The organism is Georgenia satyanarayanai (assembly GCF_009193135.1).
In the GTDB taxonomy this organism is placed as follows: domain Bacteria; phylum Actinomycetota; class Actinomycetes; order Actinomycetales; family Actinomycetaceae; genus Oceanitalea; species Oceanitalea satyanarayanai.
In genome coordinates this window covers 18,822-36,078 of record NZ_VUKC01000007.1, presented here as the reverse complement: position 1 = coordinate 36,078, position 17,257 = coordinate 18,822, and the positions used below count along the sequence as shown (strand labels likewise).

The 17,257-nt window shown below is 67.2% G+C and carries 12 protein-coding genes; 8 read left to right on the top strand and 4 right to left on the bottom strand.

What is annotated here, in order from left to right; genetic code table 11:
* Positions 1-10: 10 nt before the first annotated feature.
* Both GD632_RS09530 and GD632_RS09525 read left to right on the top strand, forming a co-directional pair.
* Complete coding sequence (locus GD632_RS09530) at positions 11-1,714, top strand: ATP-binding protein (RefSeq protein WP_152191438.1); 1,704 nt, start codon at positions 11-13, stop codon at positions 1,712-1,714.
* Positions 1,711-1,926, top strand: coding sequence for a KTSC domain-containing protein (locus GD632_RS09525; RefSeq protein WP_152191436.1), 216 nt, complete (start codon positions 1,711-1,713; stop codon positions 1,924-1,926). Before GD632_RS09530 ends, GD632_RS09525 begins: the two co-directional genes overlap by 4 nt.
* A 360-nt stretch (positions 1,927-2,286) precedes the next feature.
* Here the strand turns inward: GD632_RS09525 and GD632_RS09520 are convergent, their stop codons facing one another.
* Positions 2,287-3,219, bottom strand: coding sequence for a hypothetical protein (locus GD632_RS09520; protein ID WP_152191434.1), 933 nt, complete (start codon positions 3,217-3,219; stop codon positions 2,287-2,289).
* A 611-nt stretch (positions 3,220-3,830) separates the two neighbouring features.
* Here GD632_RS09520 and GD632_RS09515 point away from each other — a divergent pair.
* Positions 3,831-4,895 carry an HNH endonuclease family protein gene (locus GD632_RS09515; protein WP_152191431.1) on the top strand — a complete coding sequence of 355 codons (1,065 nt, stop codon included), beginning with the start codon at positions 3,831-3,833 and terminating at the stop codon, positions 4,893-4,895.
* Positions 4,896-5,351: 456 nt separating this feature from the next.
* Entirely contained in the window at positions 5,352-7,913 is a 2,562-nt protein-coding gene (gene mobF / locus GD632_RS09510) for a MobF family relaxase (RefSeq protein WP_226924778.1), read from the top strand.
* Here mobF and GD632_RS09505 read toward each other — a convergent pair.
* Positions 7,903-8,523, bottom strand: a complete 621-nt coding sequence (locus GD632_RS09505; protein WP_226924794.1) for a helix-turn-helix domain-containing protein — start codon at positions 8,521-8,523, stop codon at positions 7,903-7,905. The genes mobF and GD632_RS09505 overlap by 11 nt on opposite strands.
* Positions 8,524-8,639: 116 nt before the next feature.
* Between GD632_RS09505 and GD632_RS09500 the strand changes: the two genes are divergently transcribed.
* Together GD632_RS09500 and GD632_RS09495 are read left to right on the top strand one after the other, a co-directional pair.
* Positions 8,640-8,879, top strand: coding sequence for a helix-turn-helix transcriptional regulator (locus GD632_RS09500; protein ID WP_152191427.1), 240 nt, complete (start codon positions 8,640-8,642; stop codon positions 8,877-8,879).
* A gap of 58 nt (positions 8,880-8,937) precedes the next feature.
* Positions 8,938-10,080 carry a tyrosine-type recombinase/integrase gene (locus tag GD632_RS09495; protein WP_152191425.1) on the top strand — a complete coding sequence of 381 codons (1,143 nt, stop codon included), beginning with the start codon at positions 8,938-8,940 and terminating at the stop codon, positions 10,078-10,080.
* Positions 10,081-10,237: 157 nt separating this feature from the next.
* Here GD632_RS09495 and GD632_RS09490 read toward each other — a convergent pair whose 3' ends face one another.
* Positions 10,238-10,981 (bottom strand): hypothetical protein, encoded by a 744-nt coding sequence (locus GD632_RS09490; RefSeq protein ID WP_152191422.1) that lies wholly within the window; start codon positions 10,979-10,981, stop codon positions 10,238-10,240.
* Between the two features lie 395 nt (positions 10,982-11,376).
* Positions 11,377-15,117 (bottom strand): NACHT domain-containing protein, encoded by a 3,741-nt coding sequence (locus tag GD632_RS09485; protein ID WP_152191420.1) that lies wholly within the window; start codon positions 15,115-15,117, stop codon positions 11,377-11,379.
* A gap of 522 nt (positions 15,118-15,639) precedes the next feature.
* On the opposite strand from GD632_RS09485, the gene GD632_RS09480 reads away from it, so the two are divergent.
* Both GD632_RS09480 and GD632_RS09475 read left to right on the top strand, forming a co-directional pair.
* Complete coding sequence (locus GD632_RS09480) at positions 15,640-16,596, top strand: S1C family serine protease (RefSeq protein WP_152191417.1); 957 nt, start codon at positions 15,640-15,642, stop codon at positions 16,594-16,596.
* 73 nt (positions 16,597-16,669) lie between these two features.
* Positions 16,670-17,194 carry a tyrosine-type recombinase/integrase gene (locus GD632_RS09475; protein WP_226924777.1) on the top strand — a complete coding sequence of 175 codons (525 nt, stop codon included), beginning with the start codon at positions 16,670-16,672 and terminating at the stop codon, positions 17,192-17,194.
* The last annotated feature ends 63 nt before the right edge of the window (positions 17,195-17,257 follow it).

Below are 17,257 nucleotides of genomic sequence, written 5' to 3'. Positions count from 1 at the left end.
GCAGGTCACCGTGGCACTCGACCCGGACCTCGCCGGCGTCGCTCCGATCTATCGCGGCAAGTTGCAACGGGTAGGCCAGATCGGCTCGATTGTCCGCATCCCCCAGGGTCTAGTCGACCTGGTCGGACAAGTTAGCTTGCTCGGAATCGCAGAGCTCAGCGGCACCAGCCCGTCCGCGGAGGGAGTCCAGGTCGGCGAACGCTGGCTGCAAGTCGAGCTCCTGGGCGAAATCGACCGCGGTACCAGCGGCTTCCGCCGCGGTGTAGGCACCTACCCCGGCCTAGACGATCCAGTGCATTTCTCCACCCCCGACGACCTCCGGGCGGTGTTCCCGGCCCCTGACGATGGGTCAATCAGGCTGGGCCGACTGGCTGCCGCGGAGGAAGTGCCGGTGTGTGTCACGGCCAGCCCGTTCGTCACTCGGCACGCGGCCGTGGTCGGGTCCACGGGAGCTGGAAAAACCAGCTGCGTGGCCTCCATGCTCCAACGTTTCACCCGCGGCGGATGGGATGCGGCCAACATCGTCGTCATCGACCCCCACGGCGAATACCCCGCCGCACTCGGTGACCATGCCTCGGTCAGATCAGTCCTCGGAAGCGGGAATCAAGGCATCCGTGTTCCCTTCTGGGCGCTCCCCGCCGCCGACATCATGTCCGCCATCGCCGGCACTACCGGTGGCCCAACGACCCAGAGCCGCTTTTCCGAACTCGTCACCGAACAACGCCGAGCCTTCGCCGCCACAGCGAGCTGGCTCAGTCTCGACCCATCCGCTGTCACTGCGGACACTCCGATTCCGTTCAACCTCAAGGCGGTCTGGCACCAGCTCGACGCTGAGAACAACGAGACTCGAGGCAGCGTCAAGGACCCAGCCACCGCGGAGATCGAACAGCAGGGCGACCCGGCCACCCTCACCCCGACCCGATTCGCGCCCTACGGACAAGGGGGTGCGGCGCCCCACAAGGGCCCCTTCCACGGCCACCACGCCACCGTCCCAGAACTTCTGCGTCTTGGTCTGCTAGATCCCCGGCTGGCCTTCCTGCAGCAGCCCCAAGGCGACCCGCATGGGTCCGATCCGCTCGTTGAAGAGCTGGCCAACTGGCTGGGCCGCGACCAGCCGGTTTCCATTCTCGACTTCAGTGGCGTGCCCGAACGGGCCAGCGATGTGGCGATCGGAGTCATCCTCAACCTGATCTTCGAAGCCGCCGTCCGCACCCCGCCCGACGGCGTGGGCATCGGCCGTCCGCGACCGGTGCTGATCGTGCTGGAGGAGGCGCACCGCTACCTCGGCGACGCAGCCGCCGCGATGGCACGCATAGCAGCCAACCGCATCGCCCGTGAGGGCCGAAAGTACGGTGTCGGGCTCATGTTGGTCACCCAACGCCCCTCCGAACTTCCCGACACCGCCCTGGCGCAGTCCGGCACCCTGGTCGCGCTCCGGCTCAGCAATGCAGCAGACCAGGCCAAGATCCGCGCAGCACTTCCGGACAGCGTCACTGGACTGGCCGCCGTGCTGCCCTCCCTGCGCACCGGCGAAGCGATCATCACAGGCGAGGCCGTCGCGCTGCCGGCACGCACCCTCATCGACGCCCCAGATCCTTTCCCTAACGCACACGACCCTTCGCTGACATCGTGGAGACACCCCAGCACAGTCCCCGACGTCAGCGCCGCACTACAGGCATGGCGTGGCATCTACAACGCAGGGGAACAACCATGATCGACTGGCAACCCGTCACTGGCTCCAGCAGGATCATCGCCGAGGCCTATCTGCAGGAAACCGAGACCATTCTCGTTCGGTTCCCTGACGGCGTGGAATGGGCATACCAGGCCTGCCCGCCGACCGTGTGGCAGGAGTTCACCGCTGATTCTCGCGGGAAGTATATTGCGACCGTGCTCGACAGCAAGCCGAACGGCCGATGGACCGGGTGACCTGAAGACACACGAGCGGGAGGACAGAGAACAGCGTCGTCGTAGACGTCGTCGGGTGCTGGACTGGTCCTCGGTCAGGCACCGTCTCCACAGCGGATCCCTTGCTGGGGACAGCGCAACCACGGCCGCAGCCGCTCTGCCTCGGGAGCGGCGGTGGTCTAGATCGCCCAGCACTCTGCGGCGGACGCGGGCTCGCCGAAGGATTAGCCGGCTACGGGATCAGCAATCCGGTCTACTGGGTCGCTGGACCTAGTCATCACACGGCGGACGTCCGCGGGCAGCCCTGCGCAGGGGGTGGCGTGCGGTTGTCCGGGCCCTGTTGACCGTGCCCCCTGGGTGCGGCGTCAACGCCGGGAGCAACTACCCACCGAGCACCTGAGGGCCGAGAGCTGTGATCAGTTGTCCCACCGCTGAGGTCAGTGCGGCAGTCCCCACCCGTTCGGCGATCTCTTGCAGACGCTCTGCGCGACGGCGAACCGTGCCCGGCTCCGGGAAGCCGTCGGCGGCCTCGTCCTCAATCGTCGCGATTGCCCGGCTTGCCGTCGCGCGATCGTCGTCTCCAAGTTCCTCGACGGCTGCGGCGACCGCTTCCAGCGCGGATCGGAGAGCCTCCGGATCGGTGCCCAAGTTCTGCACCTGCTGGAAGTGGCTCCCTTGTGCGATTTGACCGACGGAGCCGTGTATGACGTTCGTGAATGATGGGGTGGAAGTGGCCGGGACGTACAACCTTCCACCCTGCTCCTCGACCAGGCGAAGCCCCCGATCTGTGATTTTCGACCGGACCGGCCCCGCTGATTGTGCCGTGTCAATCCCGGCGATCAGACCCTGATTCTTGAGAAATGCGGCAGCCCGGTCCACCTCCGACTCGGCGAATGGGTCTCCGAAAAAGTAAGCCCGCGTGTCGCCGAGGAAATGACTCGTGACCGGGTAGTGGCTCGGCCTTGGGCCAACCTCGTTCTCATATAGCCAGTCAAGCAGAGCTTCTCGGCACGCGATTGCTCGCTTTGATCGGTCCGACCGCGCTGCCTCGATGCGCTGCGCTTCCACATGCCCGGCGTTCGTGACGTCAGCCCAAGTCTCATCGGCGACCATGAAATCGGGGCGCTCGGTGAAGCCCTCGCTTCGCAGGCGCCGCATGGCGGACAGCAAGTCCTCCGCTGCGAGCCCGCGATCCTCGCGGAAGGGCGCGGTGTCCCCGTCGTGCCCTGACGGCTGCTGCGCCAGCCACACAAGGACCTGCCACGCGATCAGTTCCGCTCGGTCTCTGGTCCAGCCAGCAGCGCTTTGCGTCATCGTCGTCTCCCTCGCCCGGTTCCATCATTTATGCCACGACTCGACCGTACCCAGTGCCACCGACACCCTCACCGCCAGTAGCCGAAGTCCGGCGTCGAGTATCGTTCGCCGGAGTGCCTGGCGCCAAGGGCGGGGGGCCGTGCGTCGAGCCACTGGCTGTAGAGCTTTCTCGCGAACTTCGGGACTCGGCACGTCGCCGCGACGACGAACGCCGTCCGCGGCAGACCCCACTCGCGAACGGGTAACAACTGTGGCAGAACTCGGTGTCCGGCTGGCGAGGGCCGGTGTGCTGCGGGCTGCCCAACCCAAAACGCGCTGCGCCTCAAAGGTCACGCCCGGCGCCGTCGGTCAACGTCGTGGCGCGATTCGTCGGGTGTAAGAGCGCTGTGCGGAGCCCGCAGGGGATCTCCTCCCGGGGCGCCGCTCCGGCCTCCGGGCCCCACAACGTGTTTCGTCCGGACGTTCCTATGTTGAACGGCCTCGGTCGGCCCAGTGCACGTCTCGCCCAATTACGAACGCGGATGCCCGCATGCGAGGCCACGGGGCGGCACCGGGTCAGGAACCTGGTTGGCGCCGCGCACGACGGCCCCGCGACCACGTAACTTGTACCTATGTCGATAGGAGTAGTTGAGCGTAAGCTGTTATGGGGACGAGCCAACAATCTGTGCGCGTTTCCGGGCTGCTCGCAGGAACTCACCATCAACCTCGATGACCCTGAGTCGCGGGTCTTGGGCGAAGCAGGAGCAGTCATTGGCGAAGAAGCCCACATCCGATCGGGCAGGGTCGACGGTCCTCGGCATGATCCCGAGTACCCGCGAGATGAGATCGATACTTATGGCAACTTGATCCTCTTGTGCCCGACGCACCATACGATGGTCGATAAAGACTCAGGTCGCGGCTACAGCATCGAAGACCTTGAACAGATGCGGGTCGACCATGAGGCCGCCATGCGTGCCACGAGATCTACGGCCGACGAGGCGCGTCGGCGAGTCGCAGAGCGCGTAGCCGCCTCGGCGAAGGTCTGGGAAGACAAGATGCTTGTGGAGGAATGGCAGGACCTCACATTCAACCTGAATTACCCGATCCCCCTCCTCCCGGACAGATTTCGATCCGCGATGCTGGAGACCAGTGAGTGGCTACTCGCAAAAGATTGGCCATCGGACTTTCCCGCGATCCGGGAGGCTTTCGGTCGATTTCGCGAGGCTCTCGACGCGATCACTGCTCACATCCTCGAAACCTTCGACCGGGACGGCGAGCAACGATGGGAGCTTGACCGTGAGTACAAGCGGATCGGCTGGAACCCAGAACTATACCAGGAACTCTCCACCAAGTTTCAGTTGGAGTGCGCGATAACTTGGTGCCTCACGATCGAGTTGACGAAGGCAGCTAATCTGGTCGTCCGTGCAGTTCGAGAGGATATTGACCCGTTCTACAGATTCGACGAAGGTGTGCTCCTCGCCCGGGATGGCGACGGGATCATCAGCATGCGGATCGTGCGACTGGAACATGAGGATCACGAGTGGGGCGAGAAACTCCCAGTGATCGATGTGGAGCAGTGGCGGGCGATAATCCAGGCCGAAGCCAAGGAACGTAGCGAGCGTCCGGACGCTATCAGTCCTTATGAAATGGCCTCCATCATTGATAGCAGGATCTCCCGACAGTCCAGGGCAGAATAGGCTGTGACGGTCCGGTTCCGTACGAGGAACCACCAGCGGACGCTCGCCGTGCCAAGAGGTACGGTCGCCGGTCGAGCGTGCCATAAGACCCGACCGACGGCGCAGCTCGCAATGGGGCCACGTACGAGGCGTGGTCTGCCTCCGATGCTCCGTGCTCGGCTCGTGAAGGAGCTCATCCTCAGCGGCCTGACTGCCCCGTGTCCGCATCTGCGCTCACGCCTGACACCGACGCCTGATCTCTAGTTCTCACTGGAATTCGTTGACTCTCCACGGCCGCGAAAATCCGGTCCCACCTAATACTTCAAGTCCTCTCTCAGGGCCTCCCAATCGAGCGGCACGCATGCTACGAATGACGTAGATGGGCCGCCCGGCATCGGGCGGCCCACGCGGCATTTCTGGGGGTCCGTTGGTTGTCGACGGACGTCCGCGGAGGTGGTGGTCCGGGTGCACGGCGGAGTGAAGTTCTACCGCGGCGCGGCGAAGGCCGCCCGGGCTTACGTCGAGCGCGATCGGTCCCGGGCCGACGACTACTACCTCGGTGAGGGGTCCGGCGTCGCCGAGCGATTCACCGCGACGCCGGAGAGCGTTGGGCACGCGGGTTCGATGGACGGCGAGACCTACGAGCGGTGGGTCGCCGGCGTCGACATTGACACCGGCCGCCCGAAGGGCTGGGTCCGCCAGGACGCGAACGCGCTGCGGTTTGTCGAGGTCACCGTCAACGGGCCCAAGACCTGGTCACTGGCCGCTGCGCACCATCCGGAGGTCTCAGCCGCGCTGGACGACGCGCAGGACCGGGCCGCCGCAGAGATCGTCAGTTGGGTCGCCCAGCACGCGACGACGCGGGTCGGGCCACGTGGGCAGCAGGTGCAGGTGCCGGTCGAACGGATCGAGGCCGCCGTCATCCGGCACTACACCTCCCGTGCCGGCGACCCGCACCGGCACCTTCATCTCCAGATCAACGCCCGCGTCTACGCCGCCGGTGCCTGGCGCGGCATCCACTCCGTCGGAATCCGCGACAGCATTGAGGCGATCAACGGCATCGGCCACGCCGCAGTCGCGACCGACCCACAGTTCCGGGCGGTGCTCGCCGCGCACGGGATGACGCTCGATCCGACGACGAGCGAGATCCGCCAGCTGGTCCCGTACGTCGGGGCGTTCAGCGCCCGCACCGCGCAGATCCGGCGCAACGCGGACCGCTACGAGGCAGCCTGGCGGAGCGCGCACCGTGGCGAGGAGCCAGGGCCCCGGCTGCGCGAGGGGTGGGACCGGCGCGCGTGGGCTGAGGCCCGTCCCGACAAGATCGTCCCGCAGGACGGCCGCGACCTCGTGGCACGTTGGAACGCCGAGCTCCGTGACCTCGGCTACCGCGACCCAACCCGACCCGTTCCGCTCACATGCCCACGCCCGGGATGGATCGACCGCGACGCCGCAGCTGACCTTGTCGTCTCCATCCTCGGGGCGAAGCGGTCGGCATGGAACACCGCCGACATCCGCGGGACGGCCGAGGTCCTCCTCGCACAGACCGGCCTCCTCGCTGACCCGGCCGCGCGAGGCGAGCTCGCCGAGGACATCACCGCTCGCACCGTCGGGCGATGCGTCAGGCTGCTGGACCGGACCGACGTACCTGAGCACATCCGTTCGTTCACCTCGCCGCAGGTTCTGGAGGTCGAGGCCGACGTCGTCGCCCGGATGGCGCGCCGGGCACACCCGGCCCGCACGCTCGGCCTGACCGCGCGCGGCCCGATCCGGCTCGACGCGGCCCAAGCCGCCGTAATCGGTGCCCTGGCTGGCGACGGACCACTCGTGGTAGTCGAAGGGGCCGCCGGTGCGGGGAAGACGACGGCGCTTCGGGCCACGCAGCACCTGCTGTCCCGACGGGGCCATCAGCTGATGGTCGTGACGCCGACGTTGAAGGCGGCGGAGGTCGCCGCCGCCGAGACCGGGGCCGGCGGCCACTCTGCCGCCTGGCTGATCCACCAGCACGGATGGCGCTGGGACGCCGACGGGCACTGGACTCGCCGGCCGAGCCCAGCTCCCGATCCGAGCGCCCAACTCCGGCCCCGCGACCTGCTCCTCGTCGACGAAGCGGGGATGCTGGACCAGGACACCGCCCGAGCACTGCTCACCATCGCCGACGAGGCCGGTGCACGGGTCGCGTTCGTCGGAGACCGGCACCAGCTCCCCGCCGTCGGGCGCGGCGGCGTGCTCGATCACGCGGCGGCATGGGCGCACCCGACCGCGGTCGTCACCCTTGAGAAGGTGCGCCGGTTCGCCGACTCCGAATACGCCGCGCTGAGTCTGCGCATGCGCACGGGCGACGACGCGGGCCGGGTGTTCAACGCGCTCCACCGCCGCGGACACATCGCGATCCACGCCTCCGACGTCGAACGCACGGCCGCTCTCGCCGACGCCGGCGCGAGCGGCGACCTCGTCATCGCCGACACCCACGAGCAGGTCGCGGACCTCAACGCGGCCATCCGGCACCAACGCCACCACGAGAACACACGTGTGGAGATCACGACGGCCAGCGGCGACCGGATCGGGATCGGGGACCGCGTCGCGACGCGGCGCAACGATCCGGACCTGCAGGTCGCGAACCGCCAGACCTGGATCGTCGCCCGAATCGGCAGGGATGGCAGCCTGCTGCTCCACGGCCGGGGGCGAGATCGAGAGGTCCCCGCCATCTACGCCTCACGATTCGTCGAGCTCGCCTACGCCACCACCGTCCACGGCGCCCAGGGCAGCACCGTCACGAACGCCCATGTCGCCATCGGCGAACACACCGGCGCCGCATCCGCGTATGTCGCCATGACCCGCGGCCGGCAGACCAACGTCGCTCACCTCGTCGCCGAGAATGTCGAGGATGCCCGCAGCCAGTGGATCGAGATCTTCAGCCGCGACCGCGCCGACCTCGGACCCGCGCAGGCGCGACAGCAGGCACTCGAGGCGCTCAACCGCTACGGCCCCCGACGCCGTCAACCAGGCACGGCCGCCCGCGACCGCGGCCTCAGCCTGTGACGGGAATCCGGCGCCAAGCCTTGCCTTTTCGTGGCCAAACGACGCCCATGTCGGCCGCGATCCGCGCGTTGTACCCAGCGGGGTCGAGCGGTGGATCCTCACGGGAGGCCCCGCCCTTGGCCTCGTCGATCAACGGCTGCCACGCCGCGCGGACCGAATCAGGAAGGCGCATGCTCGGCCAGGCCCCGACCAACAGGGCGCCGTCGACCGTCTCGAGGAGTACGTCGTCGGGGGCGTGGCACAGCGCCAGTTCATAGAACTCGATCCGCTCGGCAGGATCCGACAGGTCCCAGATCTCCTTGCCGTCCGCGTATCCCCGGACCGGAAAGAGCTGGACGCGCGAGAAGCACCGGGGCACCGGGACCTGCCAGAGCCTGTTCGGCACCGCAAACAAGTCGAGCACGGGATCCTCCAGGTAAACGAAGTCGACCCGGGGGTTCGTCGTAAGCTCCGAGTCCGCAGCGTCCAGCAACCGCTCGACGACCTCTAGCGTCGGTGACTTCCGGCGCTTCTCGTACTCCGACACCGACGACTGCTGGGTCCCCGCCAGCTCGGCCAGCCGGCGCTGAGACAAGCCCGCCGCTCTCCGGGCAGACTCGATCACCGTCATCTTCACCACCGGTCAATGATCGCCGATCATCGATTGGTGCGCCATGCACACCTCTCTATTGACGCCGGAGACACCGGCTGACGACCCAGCCGGGTCGAGCACCGAGGAGCATGACGATGACCGCCTCACCGACCAACCCCATCGAGAACCGTCCGATCACGAACCCCGGCGACGAGATGCTCACCCTCCAGGAAGCCTGCGCCTTCCTCCGCGTCCCCGAGGGCACCCTGCGCTACTGGCGCCACCTCGGCGCCGGACCACGGAGCTTCAAGATCGGCCGCCACGTCCGCTACTGGCGCAGCGAGCTCGTCCGCTGGCTCACCGAGCAGGCGAGCCGTCCACAAAACCACCGCTGAGGCCGCCTGCCGTTCTCTCGCGGAGTAACCATGGAGTCATCCCGAAAGGAGCATCGTCATGGCGGGGAACATCGCCAAACGGGAGAACGGCAAGTGGCGGGCGCGGTACCGCGACGAGGCCGGCAAGGAGCACTCGCGGCACTTCGACCGCAAGGTCGACGCCCAACAGTGGCTGGATCAGGTCACCTCGGCGGTCGTCACCGGCACGTACGCCGATCCCCAGGCCGGACGGGTCACGTTCGCTGCGTTCTTCGGCGAGTGGTCGGCCCGCCAGGTTTGGGCACCCGGTACCGTGCTCGCAATGTCGCTGGCGGCCAGAACGCCGTTTGCGGGGAAGCCGATGAAGGAGGTCCGCCGCTCCGACATCGAGGCCTGGATCAAGCAGATGAACGCCGCAGGTCTCGCCCCCGGCACGATCAAGACTCGGTACGTCAACGTCAGGTCAGTGTTCCGCGCCGCCGTCAAGGACAAGGTGATCGGCTCCGACCCGACCGACGGCGTGCGCCTCCCCCGCCGCCGTCGGTCCGACGTCGCCATGTCGATTCCCACTCCCGAGGAGGTGGGACAGCTGATGGCCGTGGCCGAAAAACGGTTCCGGCCCTTCATCGCCCTCTGCGCGTTCGCCGGCCTACGGCTCGGCGAAGCCGCCGGAGTCCAACTTGGCGACGTGGACTTTCTGCGCAAGACGCTCACGGTCTCCCGCCAGATCCAGCGCCTCAACGGCGGGGAGATCGACGTACGAGCGCCGAAGTATGGCTCCGAGCGCGTGGTCTACCTGGCCGATGGTCTGGTGAACGTGCTCGCCAAGCACGTCGCCGACTACGGCACCGTCGGGAAGAGTCGCTGGCTCTTCGCCGGCGACGAGGAAGGCCCTCCGCACCAGAACACCGTCGGCTACTGGTGGCGTAAGACGCTGCGCGACGCGGGTCTATCCGGCATCAAGCTCCACGACCTGCGCCACTTCTACGCCTCCGGGCTGGTCGCGGCCGGATGCGACGTCGTGACCGTCCAGCGCTCGCTCGGCCACGCGAAGGCGACGACGACCCTCAACACCTACGCCCATCTCTGGCCGACCGCTGAGGACCGCACGAGGAAGGCGGCGGAGTCGATCATGTCCGCGTCGCTCGGCCAGCCTGCCCCGCCTCCAGACGAATCGGCGGCGAGCGCCGGGCGAGTGAGCCCTGGCTTTGATCGCAGATAGACCGCCCTGGGCGTCGCCTCGGTCGCCGCCGGTGCGCGCCCAGGGCGGCGTGCCAGACGCACGGATCTGCCGATGACAGCGCGCCTTGCCGCCCAAGCTGGGAACCGTCAGCAGTCCTAACGAACGAGTAAGGTGTTCTTCGCGAGTCGCATGCGTCTCAGCGGAAGACCTCGGCGAAGGTGAAAGCTAACTCCAGCGCCGGCTCGCTGCCTGCTGCAGCGAACGCTGCCAAGAGCTGCCGGAACGCAACGACACCTTGCGGGTCGAACAGGACCAGATGTCGATGCTCAGCCAGCAACCTCTTGAGATGTGGAACAACCACGTTGCTGGAGATGCTGTCGGATGCGTACTCACCGCCCTTCGTGATGGCCTTCGACAAGGCGAGTAGGGCACGTCGTTCGTCGAGCGGTGCCAGGTAGATGAGGGTCTCGGCCGCATGGTGCACGATGGGGGCGGCCCTCGTGCCTGAGCAGGTGACGAGCACAGGAACAGCACGTTCGGCGAACCGCTTGATCTCGTCGTTCACGACGACTGGCTGCCCGTCGCGCTTGCCGTTGTACGCCCCGCTCGCGAAGTAGACCTGGTCCGCTATGTGGTTGAGCGTCGAAACGGCTTGTTCAAGCTCCTCTTGCACGTCGGTGGGGAGCGTGGCGGCACTCGCGTGTGAAGCGAGGATGCTGTCGAAGTGCTTGAGGCAGGTCTCGGCCGTCGTCGCGGTGAACTCGAAGGCTCGGCTTTGCGACGACTCGTCAGAGCCTGGCCGAAGGTAGTCCCGGACGTGCCGCACCACGCGGTCGGCTTCCTCGATCTCGTGAGCGTTCAGGGCCCAGGTTTCGAGACGCCGCGTCGCGTAGGGCGTCCGATGCGTCAGGGCCAGGTACGTGACGATGCGCACCTCCATGTCGCGCACGTCTTTCGCGTCCCTACCCCGGTGCGCCATGCCTGGCGCGTCGGAATCGCGTGCTGCGCTTCGCTGGAGGAGAGCGTCGACTGCTTGGGGCGCCCGGGGGGCCAAACTGTACAGGACCTGCAGCAGGACGCGTCTCACCGCCGGATGGGGTTCACGCGCCAACCAGTCCTCGAGTCGCCCCACTTGAGTTTCGAGTTCGGCGTTGCCGTACAGAGTTGCGAACGCCCGAGCTGCGTGCATACGGACGACCGGGTTCCGGTCAGTCTCCGACGTCTCGAGGGCCGCGATGATGGACGGTCCGTGCGATGACGCGCACCACTCCTCGCGACTTGCCAATGCTACGAGCCCACTGATCGCTTGGTCGCGCATTCCGGGACTCCATGCCGTCATGACAGGAAGCTTCCGGCGTCGTCACTGCGCCAGGCGTCTAACAAGACCTCGACAACCAAGCGACCAGTCGGCGTGGATGGTTTGACCGCGATGGCGGAGGCGAGGCGTTCAGCTGCGCGGACCAGCACGCTGCGAAACTGGACCGGCGTGTCCGGCGGGGAGAACACCGTGCTGGCCTCGATGAAGCGCGCAGCAAGTCCTTCCAGTGACGACGTGAGGTCCTCAGTCCTGTCGTCCAACAGTTGCATCGCATGCTCCAGGTCTCGCGCGACAGCTTCGAGCTCCGGGCGCACTTCCACACCCTGCCCCCGAACGTGGTCGATGACGGAGTACGGGCGAACTGTGGTGACGGCTCGGTTCGGAGCCGGAACCTCGGGAAGGTCGTCGCCGAGCGCCCGGCGCTGCGTAACAAGGGCAGGGGCGGTGAGCTGCTTCGCATCAAGGCAACCCACGAGGAGTTCCTTGCGAGAAGGACCCAAGTCGTGGCGGTCAACCAAGGTGATCGCAGCCAAGACAGCAGACTCCGCATCTACATGGTTAACAGAGTTCGTCTGAACCGCGCTCGCCAGCAGGTGCGCGGCGTATGTGAAGGTGTCCGGGTGAGCCAGCAGGGTCCCGGTTTTGAACGCGGGGAAGAGCACCGAGGCAAGCTCGGCGGGATGAGCCGGGTCCTGCATCAGCGCGGCCCAGCCCCAAGGCTCGTGAAGCTCACAGACCAGAACTCGCAACACGTCGGCGCCTGCCTGAGGGTCGGCGGTGATGGCCTCGGCGAGCGCTGAGAACATCTTTTGCTCGTCTTCGTGCGCGTAGTCGCTCAGCCCGAACCCGTAGCCGTGGGCCAGCCATCCGTCCACGGCCTGCGCGGTCAGCGGCCACTCCACATTCCGACCCGAGGACCTCGTGCGCGCCGACGAGGCTTCCTTATGCGTTTCGGCGTCTGTGGCGAGGTCGTGCTGCACGCCGTCTTCATCGTCGGTGACGAAGCCTGCGAGCGGGTCTTCCTGCCGTTGAACCACGTCGCAGAGAACCAGCGAGGCCGTCACCGGGTCCTTTGCGGAGACCTCGGGGAACACTTCGACGAGGCGATAGCGGGCCATCTCGGCTTGCTGTTTCCTAGATTCGCGCATAGGCAGGACGGCGCTTCCCCAGAATGAGACGTCCTCATCCCGCGTCTCTACAAAGGTGAACGGCTCAGTCGCAAGCCGACGGGCTAAGGGCGGATCGACGTCCAGCGTGGGAAGGATCGAGTCCGGCAACCACGAGAGCACCGAGCCGCCCCATTGCGCCAGAGCCGCCTCGTCGTCGAGGAGACGTCGCAGAGCTTGACGCAACTCGAAACTTCCGCCAACGAGAAACTCAGTCTGGCGCGCCAGAGCAGCAGCGATGTGTTCCGCACGCGCGGGCATGGATCGGCAGGCATCCAGCAGGCTGGCGACCACCGCCCCACGGTCGCTTACGAGAGTCTCCGGGGCCCCTTCGTCTGCCGGGACGCGAAGCTGCACCGTGATGATCAAATCCGTGGCCACGGCGATGTTTCGCAACGAGCCGGCACCCGCCGCCGCCAACTGGTGTGCGAGGGCGACCGCGGGCCGAACGATCACCGACGGGTCACTTAGCACGGCGCGTACTCGCATCGCGCCGATGAGATGCCTCGTCAGGCGCTGCTTGGGACTCGGCTCGGTCAGATCGCTTGGATCACCTGCGTCCGGGCCGAGCCCTGTGAGGTCGTCGGTCAGGTGGGCGAGTTGAACTATGCGCGCTGCCACAGCCATCGACGCGAGTTCGTGCTCGGTCGCCGATACCGCGAGCGCCGTCGGCCAAAAGCCGCCGGTCTTACGTGACTCCCACAGCATGTCCACCAGGAAGTCAAACGCTGGACGCGCGATGAGAGGAAGGGTCGGGTCCGCGTCGAGCAAGTCAACCAGAGCCTTTGGCGTGTGGTCACCGCGGTACAAGAGATGCACCGCCGTTGCGTAGTCGAAGAGGATGTTGTGAGAGAACGTGACCATGCCGCCAACGCCGCGGATCGGACCGTCGACGACCACCAGCACCCCGTGGGTCAGCAGGGTGTCCAGTGCTGCGCTGTCCTCCGCGCGGACCGTGGGTTCGTCGATGGCAACCTCAAGACGGCGTTCGGCGACCATGGCGGTGACCAACCGCCGGATAAGAGCCTCGCGGCCGTACTGGTCTTCGCCGCGCACTCGATAGTCCCAGTACCGGTGCAACAGTTCCACGCGGCTGCGGATGCGCAGCAGGCCGTCGCGTTCGCGCCTTGTGAGGTGCTCGGAGAGCTCCGCGGCCAAGCGAAGGTTGAACGGGTTGCGAAGAAGTGTTCGCAGGTCGTCCGAGGCAGCTCGGAGCACGCCTGCGAGCGGCATCGGCGGAACGATCTGCTGATCGAGGTCGTCAGCGCTCAGGTCGCCGACCCGCAGGTGGCGAACACCCTCGAGGCGATCGTCGAACATGGCCGGGTCGTCGGAAATCGGGTCACCGGCGAACGCTCGCTGAAGCGGCTGGCTGTTGCGCGTGTCAAAAGTCCTGGCAGAAGCGACAACCTGCCAACGAGTTCCGACAAGCGCCTCAACGACTGCGCTGAGGGACTGCCGGTCGCCTGATCCGCGAAGTGCGTCCACGCCGTCGATAACCAGCAAGCCCGGGCCGCCGGGCCACGCGCGAAGAACCTGCTCGACGGGCTCGCTGGTGTGGAGACGGTTAGCTCCTGCGACATCGCTGGCGCGCAACAACACGACGTCCTCGCGGGTCGAGCGGGCCGAGGCCAGGTCATAGGCGATCGCAGACTTCCCCGCACCCGCGTCGCCGATGATGAGGATCGGATCACGACTCCTGTCCTCGCGCAGCACCGCAGACACTGAACGTGGAATATGCAGCCCTTCGCCGACGGGCAGCTGTGCCTCCGTACGCATCGCCACCATGTTCATGCTCGAACGCGTCTTGATGATGTTGATGTCTCGTGAATGGAGTCGAGGCTCCCTCACGGCAATGCCGACCTGCGCCAGGGTGAGGGCCAGGGCACTGCGATCTCGCCATTCGCGACTCTGGGACGCCGCTTGACCTTCCCCCACCAAGACTGCCCAGGCATCAGACGCCCTCGCGGGATTTTCGAGGGAGCGGTGCAAGACGCTGAGTGCGGCCTCTCGATGTTGCTCGCCTGGTCGTAGCCGCAGCACCAGGATGTGTACGCACTTGAGCAACAGTCTGAGATCTTCCTCGGAGGGCGGGATACCGGCTTTCGCGGTCCACGAGCGCTTCAGGTGATCCAGGCCCACTCTGAATGCCGCGTCCTGGCGCGCCGTGAGATCGGTGCCCAATGGGGTGCCGGGGGGTTGAGATGCGACGCGGCGCACGGCGCTAGCCAAGTCGTCGGCGACGCTAGCGGGAGCCGACCCGTCGGTGCACAGCACGATTGCGTCCCGCGCTGGATCTAGCCGACGCTCATCTGGCCCGGGAGCACGGATGGTTCCACTGAGGAACATCTCGACCGCCTGGTCGAGTGCTCGGGCCAGAGCCGAATCGCCCACCCGCCCCAGTTTCAGCCCGACCTTGACCTGAACGACAAGGACGTTTCCATCCTGCGTCATCACTGCAACGTCATCGACGGCGAATGGAACCTGCGCCCCAACGTGCTGCGCGAGCCCCTCGACGAGCGCGAGAGGGAGGGGCTCCTCGGCGAGCAGGTAGGCGGCCGCCCACGCATAAACGAGATTTTGAAATCCCACGCCCGACGCGCCGGCGGAACCCCCCGCGGATGTTCTCTTTATCATCTCCGCTTACCGTCCCCGTTGTCGCCTCTCGACGCCGATCGTACCCACGCGTCGGAAACCCCTCGTTCCGAGTCGCCCACGCAACCGGGGCGATGGTCCGAAGGCTGGATATCGTCGCCGCGCGCCACCCTCTCCTAGCTGCCGATCCACTTCGCCAGGTCGCGCTGCGACTGGCGCGCTCAACGAACTTGCGCACGAACTCGCTCTGTCCTGCTGAGCGGGTTCCGGGAGGAACTCACCACGCGGCGCTCTCGAGATCCGGCAGGTCGAACGCACGCCTCCAGTCTCGTCAAGACTCGTCGGATCACCCCCTTCGGACATCCGCACATGCCGCGTTGAGGGCGGCTACGCTCGCATCAGTGCCGCTGTCAGGACGCCACTGAGTATGGGCGACCGGCTGCCGGGCACGCACGGCACGGCAGGGTGGCGTAAGGGGCGTCGAGGGCATGTCCGGCGCACCGGCGTTGTTGTCCCGTCATGGTCGATGACGCCGCCGACCCTGACGTCGAGCCCGACGACACGGGACTGCTCGACGCGTACTCGGCTGCGGTCGTGCGCGTCGCGGAGACGGTCCTGCCCAGTGTGGCCAGCCTGCTGGTGCGGACGGCGCGGGGCTCCGGGGCCGGCAGCGCCAGCGTGCTGACCCCAGACGGGTACCTGCTCACCAGCGCGCACGTCGTGGAGGGCGCCGAGACGGTCCGGGCCACCTTCACCGACGGCACCGAGGCGACCTCCGACGTCGTTGGACGTGACTCGCTGTCGGACCTCGCGGTGCTTCTGACGCGTGGCGGCGCGCCGAATCCCGTGACCCTCGGCGACGCGTCCCGACTGCGCGTCGGGCAGCTCGTCGTCGCACTCGGCAGCCCGCTGGGGCTAGCGGGCACCGTCACCGCCGGCGTCGTCTCTGCGCTCGGACGATCGCTGCCCACCCGCTCCGGGCGCGTCGTCGACGAGGTCATCCAGACCGACGCCGCCCTCAACCCCGGCAACAGCGGGGGCGTCCTGGCCGACAGCACTGGGCGCATGGTCGGGGTGAGCACTGCGGTCGCTGGCGTCGGCCTCGGCCTGGCGGTGCCGATCAACGGCACTACGCGGGCGATCATCGACACGCTGATGACCCACGGACGCGTCCGGCGCGCGTCCCTCGGCATCGTCGGTGCGCAGGCGCCGTTGCCTCCCGACCTCGCCCGGTCGCTCGGGCGGCGGACCGGTCTACAGGTCGTGGACGTGATTCCCGGCAGCGCCGCCGCGGAGGCGGGCCTGCGGCGGGGCGACGTCGTGGTGGCGATCGCCGGGCAGCGCATCGCCACCACGACGGCGATCCAGCGCCTCATGGTGGAGGGCGCGATCGGCCGCCCGCTGGGGATCACCGTCTGGCGCAACGGCGCACTCGTCGACGTCATCGCCCTGCCCCGCGAGCTGACCGGCGCCTGACGGAGGATTGCCACCCGCGCGGACCGAGAAAGCCCTCCGCCACCCAGCGGTCGCGTGGCCCGTTCTTCGGCGAGTGGTCGGCCCGCCAGGTCTGGGCACCCGGCACCGTGCTCGCGATGTCGCTGGCGGCCAGAACGCCGTTCGACAGATTCAGCGCCTCAACGGCGGGGAAATCGACGTACGAGCGCCCAAGTACGGCTCCGAGCGCGCGGTCTACCTCGCCGATGGCCTAGTGAACGTGCTCGCCAAGCACGTCGCCGACCACGGCACCGTCGGGAAGAGTCGCTGGCTCTTCGCCGGCGAGGAGGAAGGCCCTCCGCACCAGAACACCGTCGGCCACTGGTGGCGCAAGACACTGCGCGACGCGGGTCTATCCGGCATCAAGCTCCACGACCTGCGCCACTTCTACGCCTCGGGGCTGGTCGCGGCCGGATGCGACGTCGTGACCGTCCAGCGCTCGCTCGGCCACGCGAAGGCGACGACGACCCTCAACACCTACGCCCATCTCTGGCCCACCGCTGAGGACCGCACGAGGAAGGCAGCGGAGTCAATCATGTTCGCGTCGCTCGGCGAGCCTGCCGCGACAGTCTCCGAGTGACGGCCAACACGGGCAAGTGAACCGCGATCTTGGACCGCAAATGAGCGCACCGGGCATCCCTGT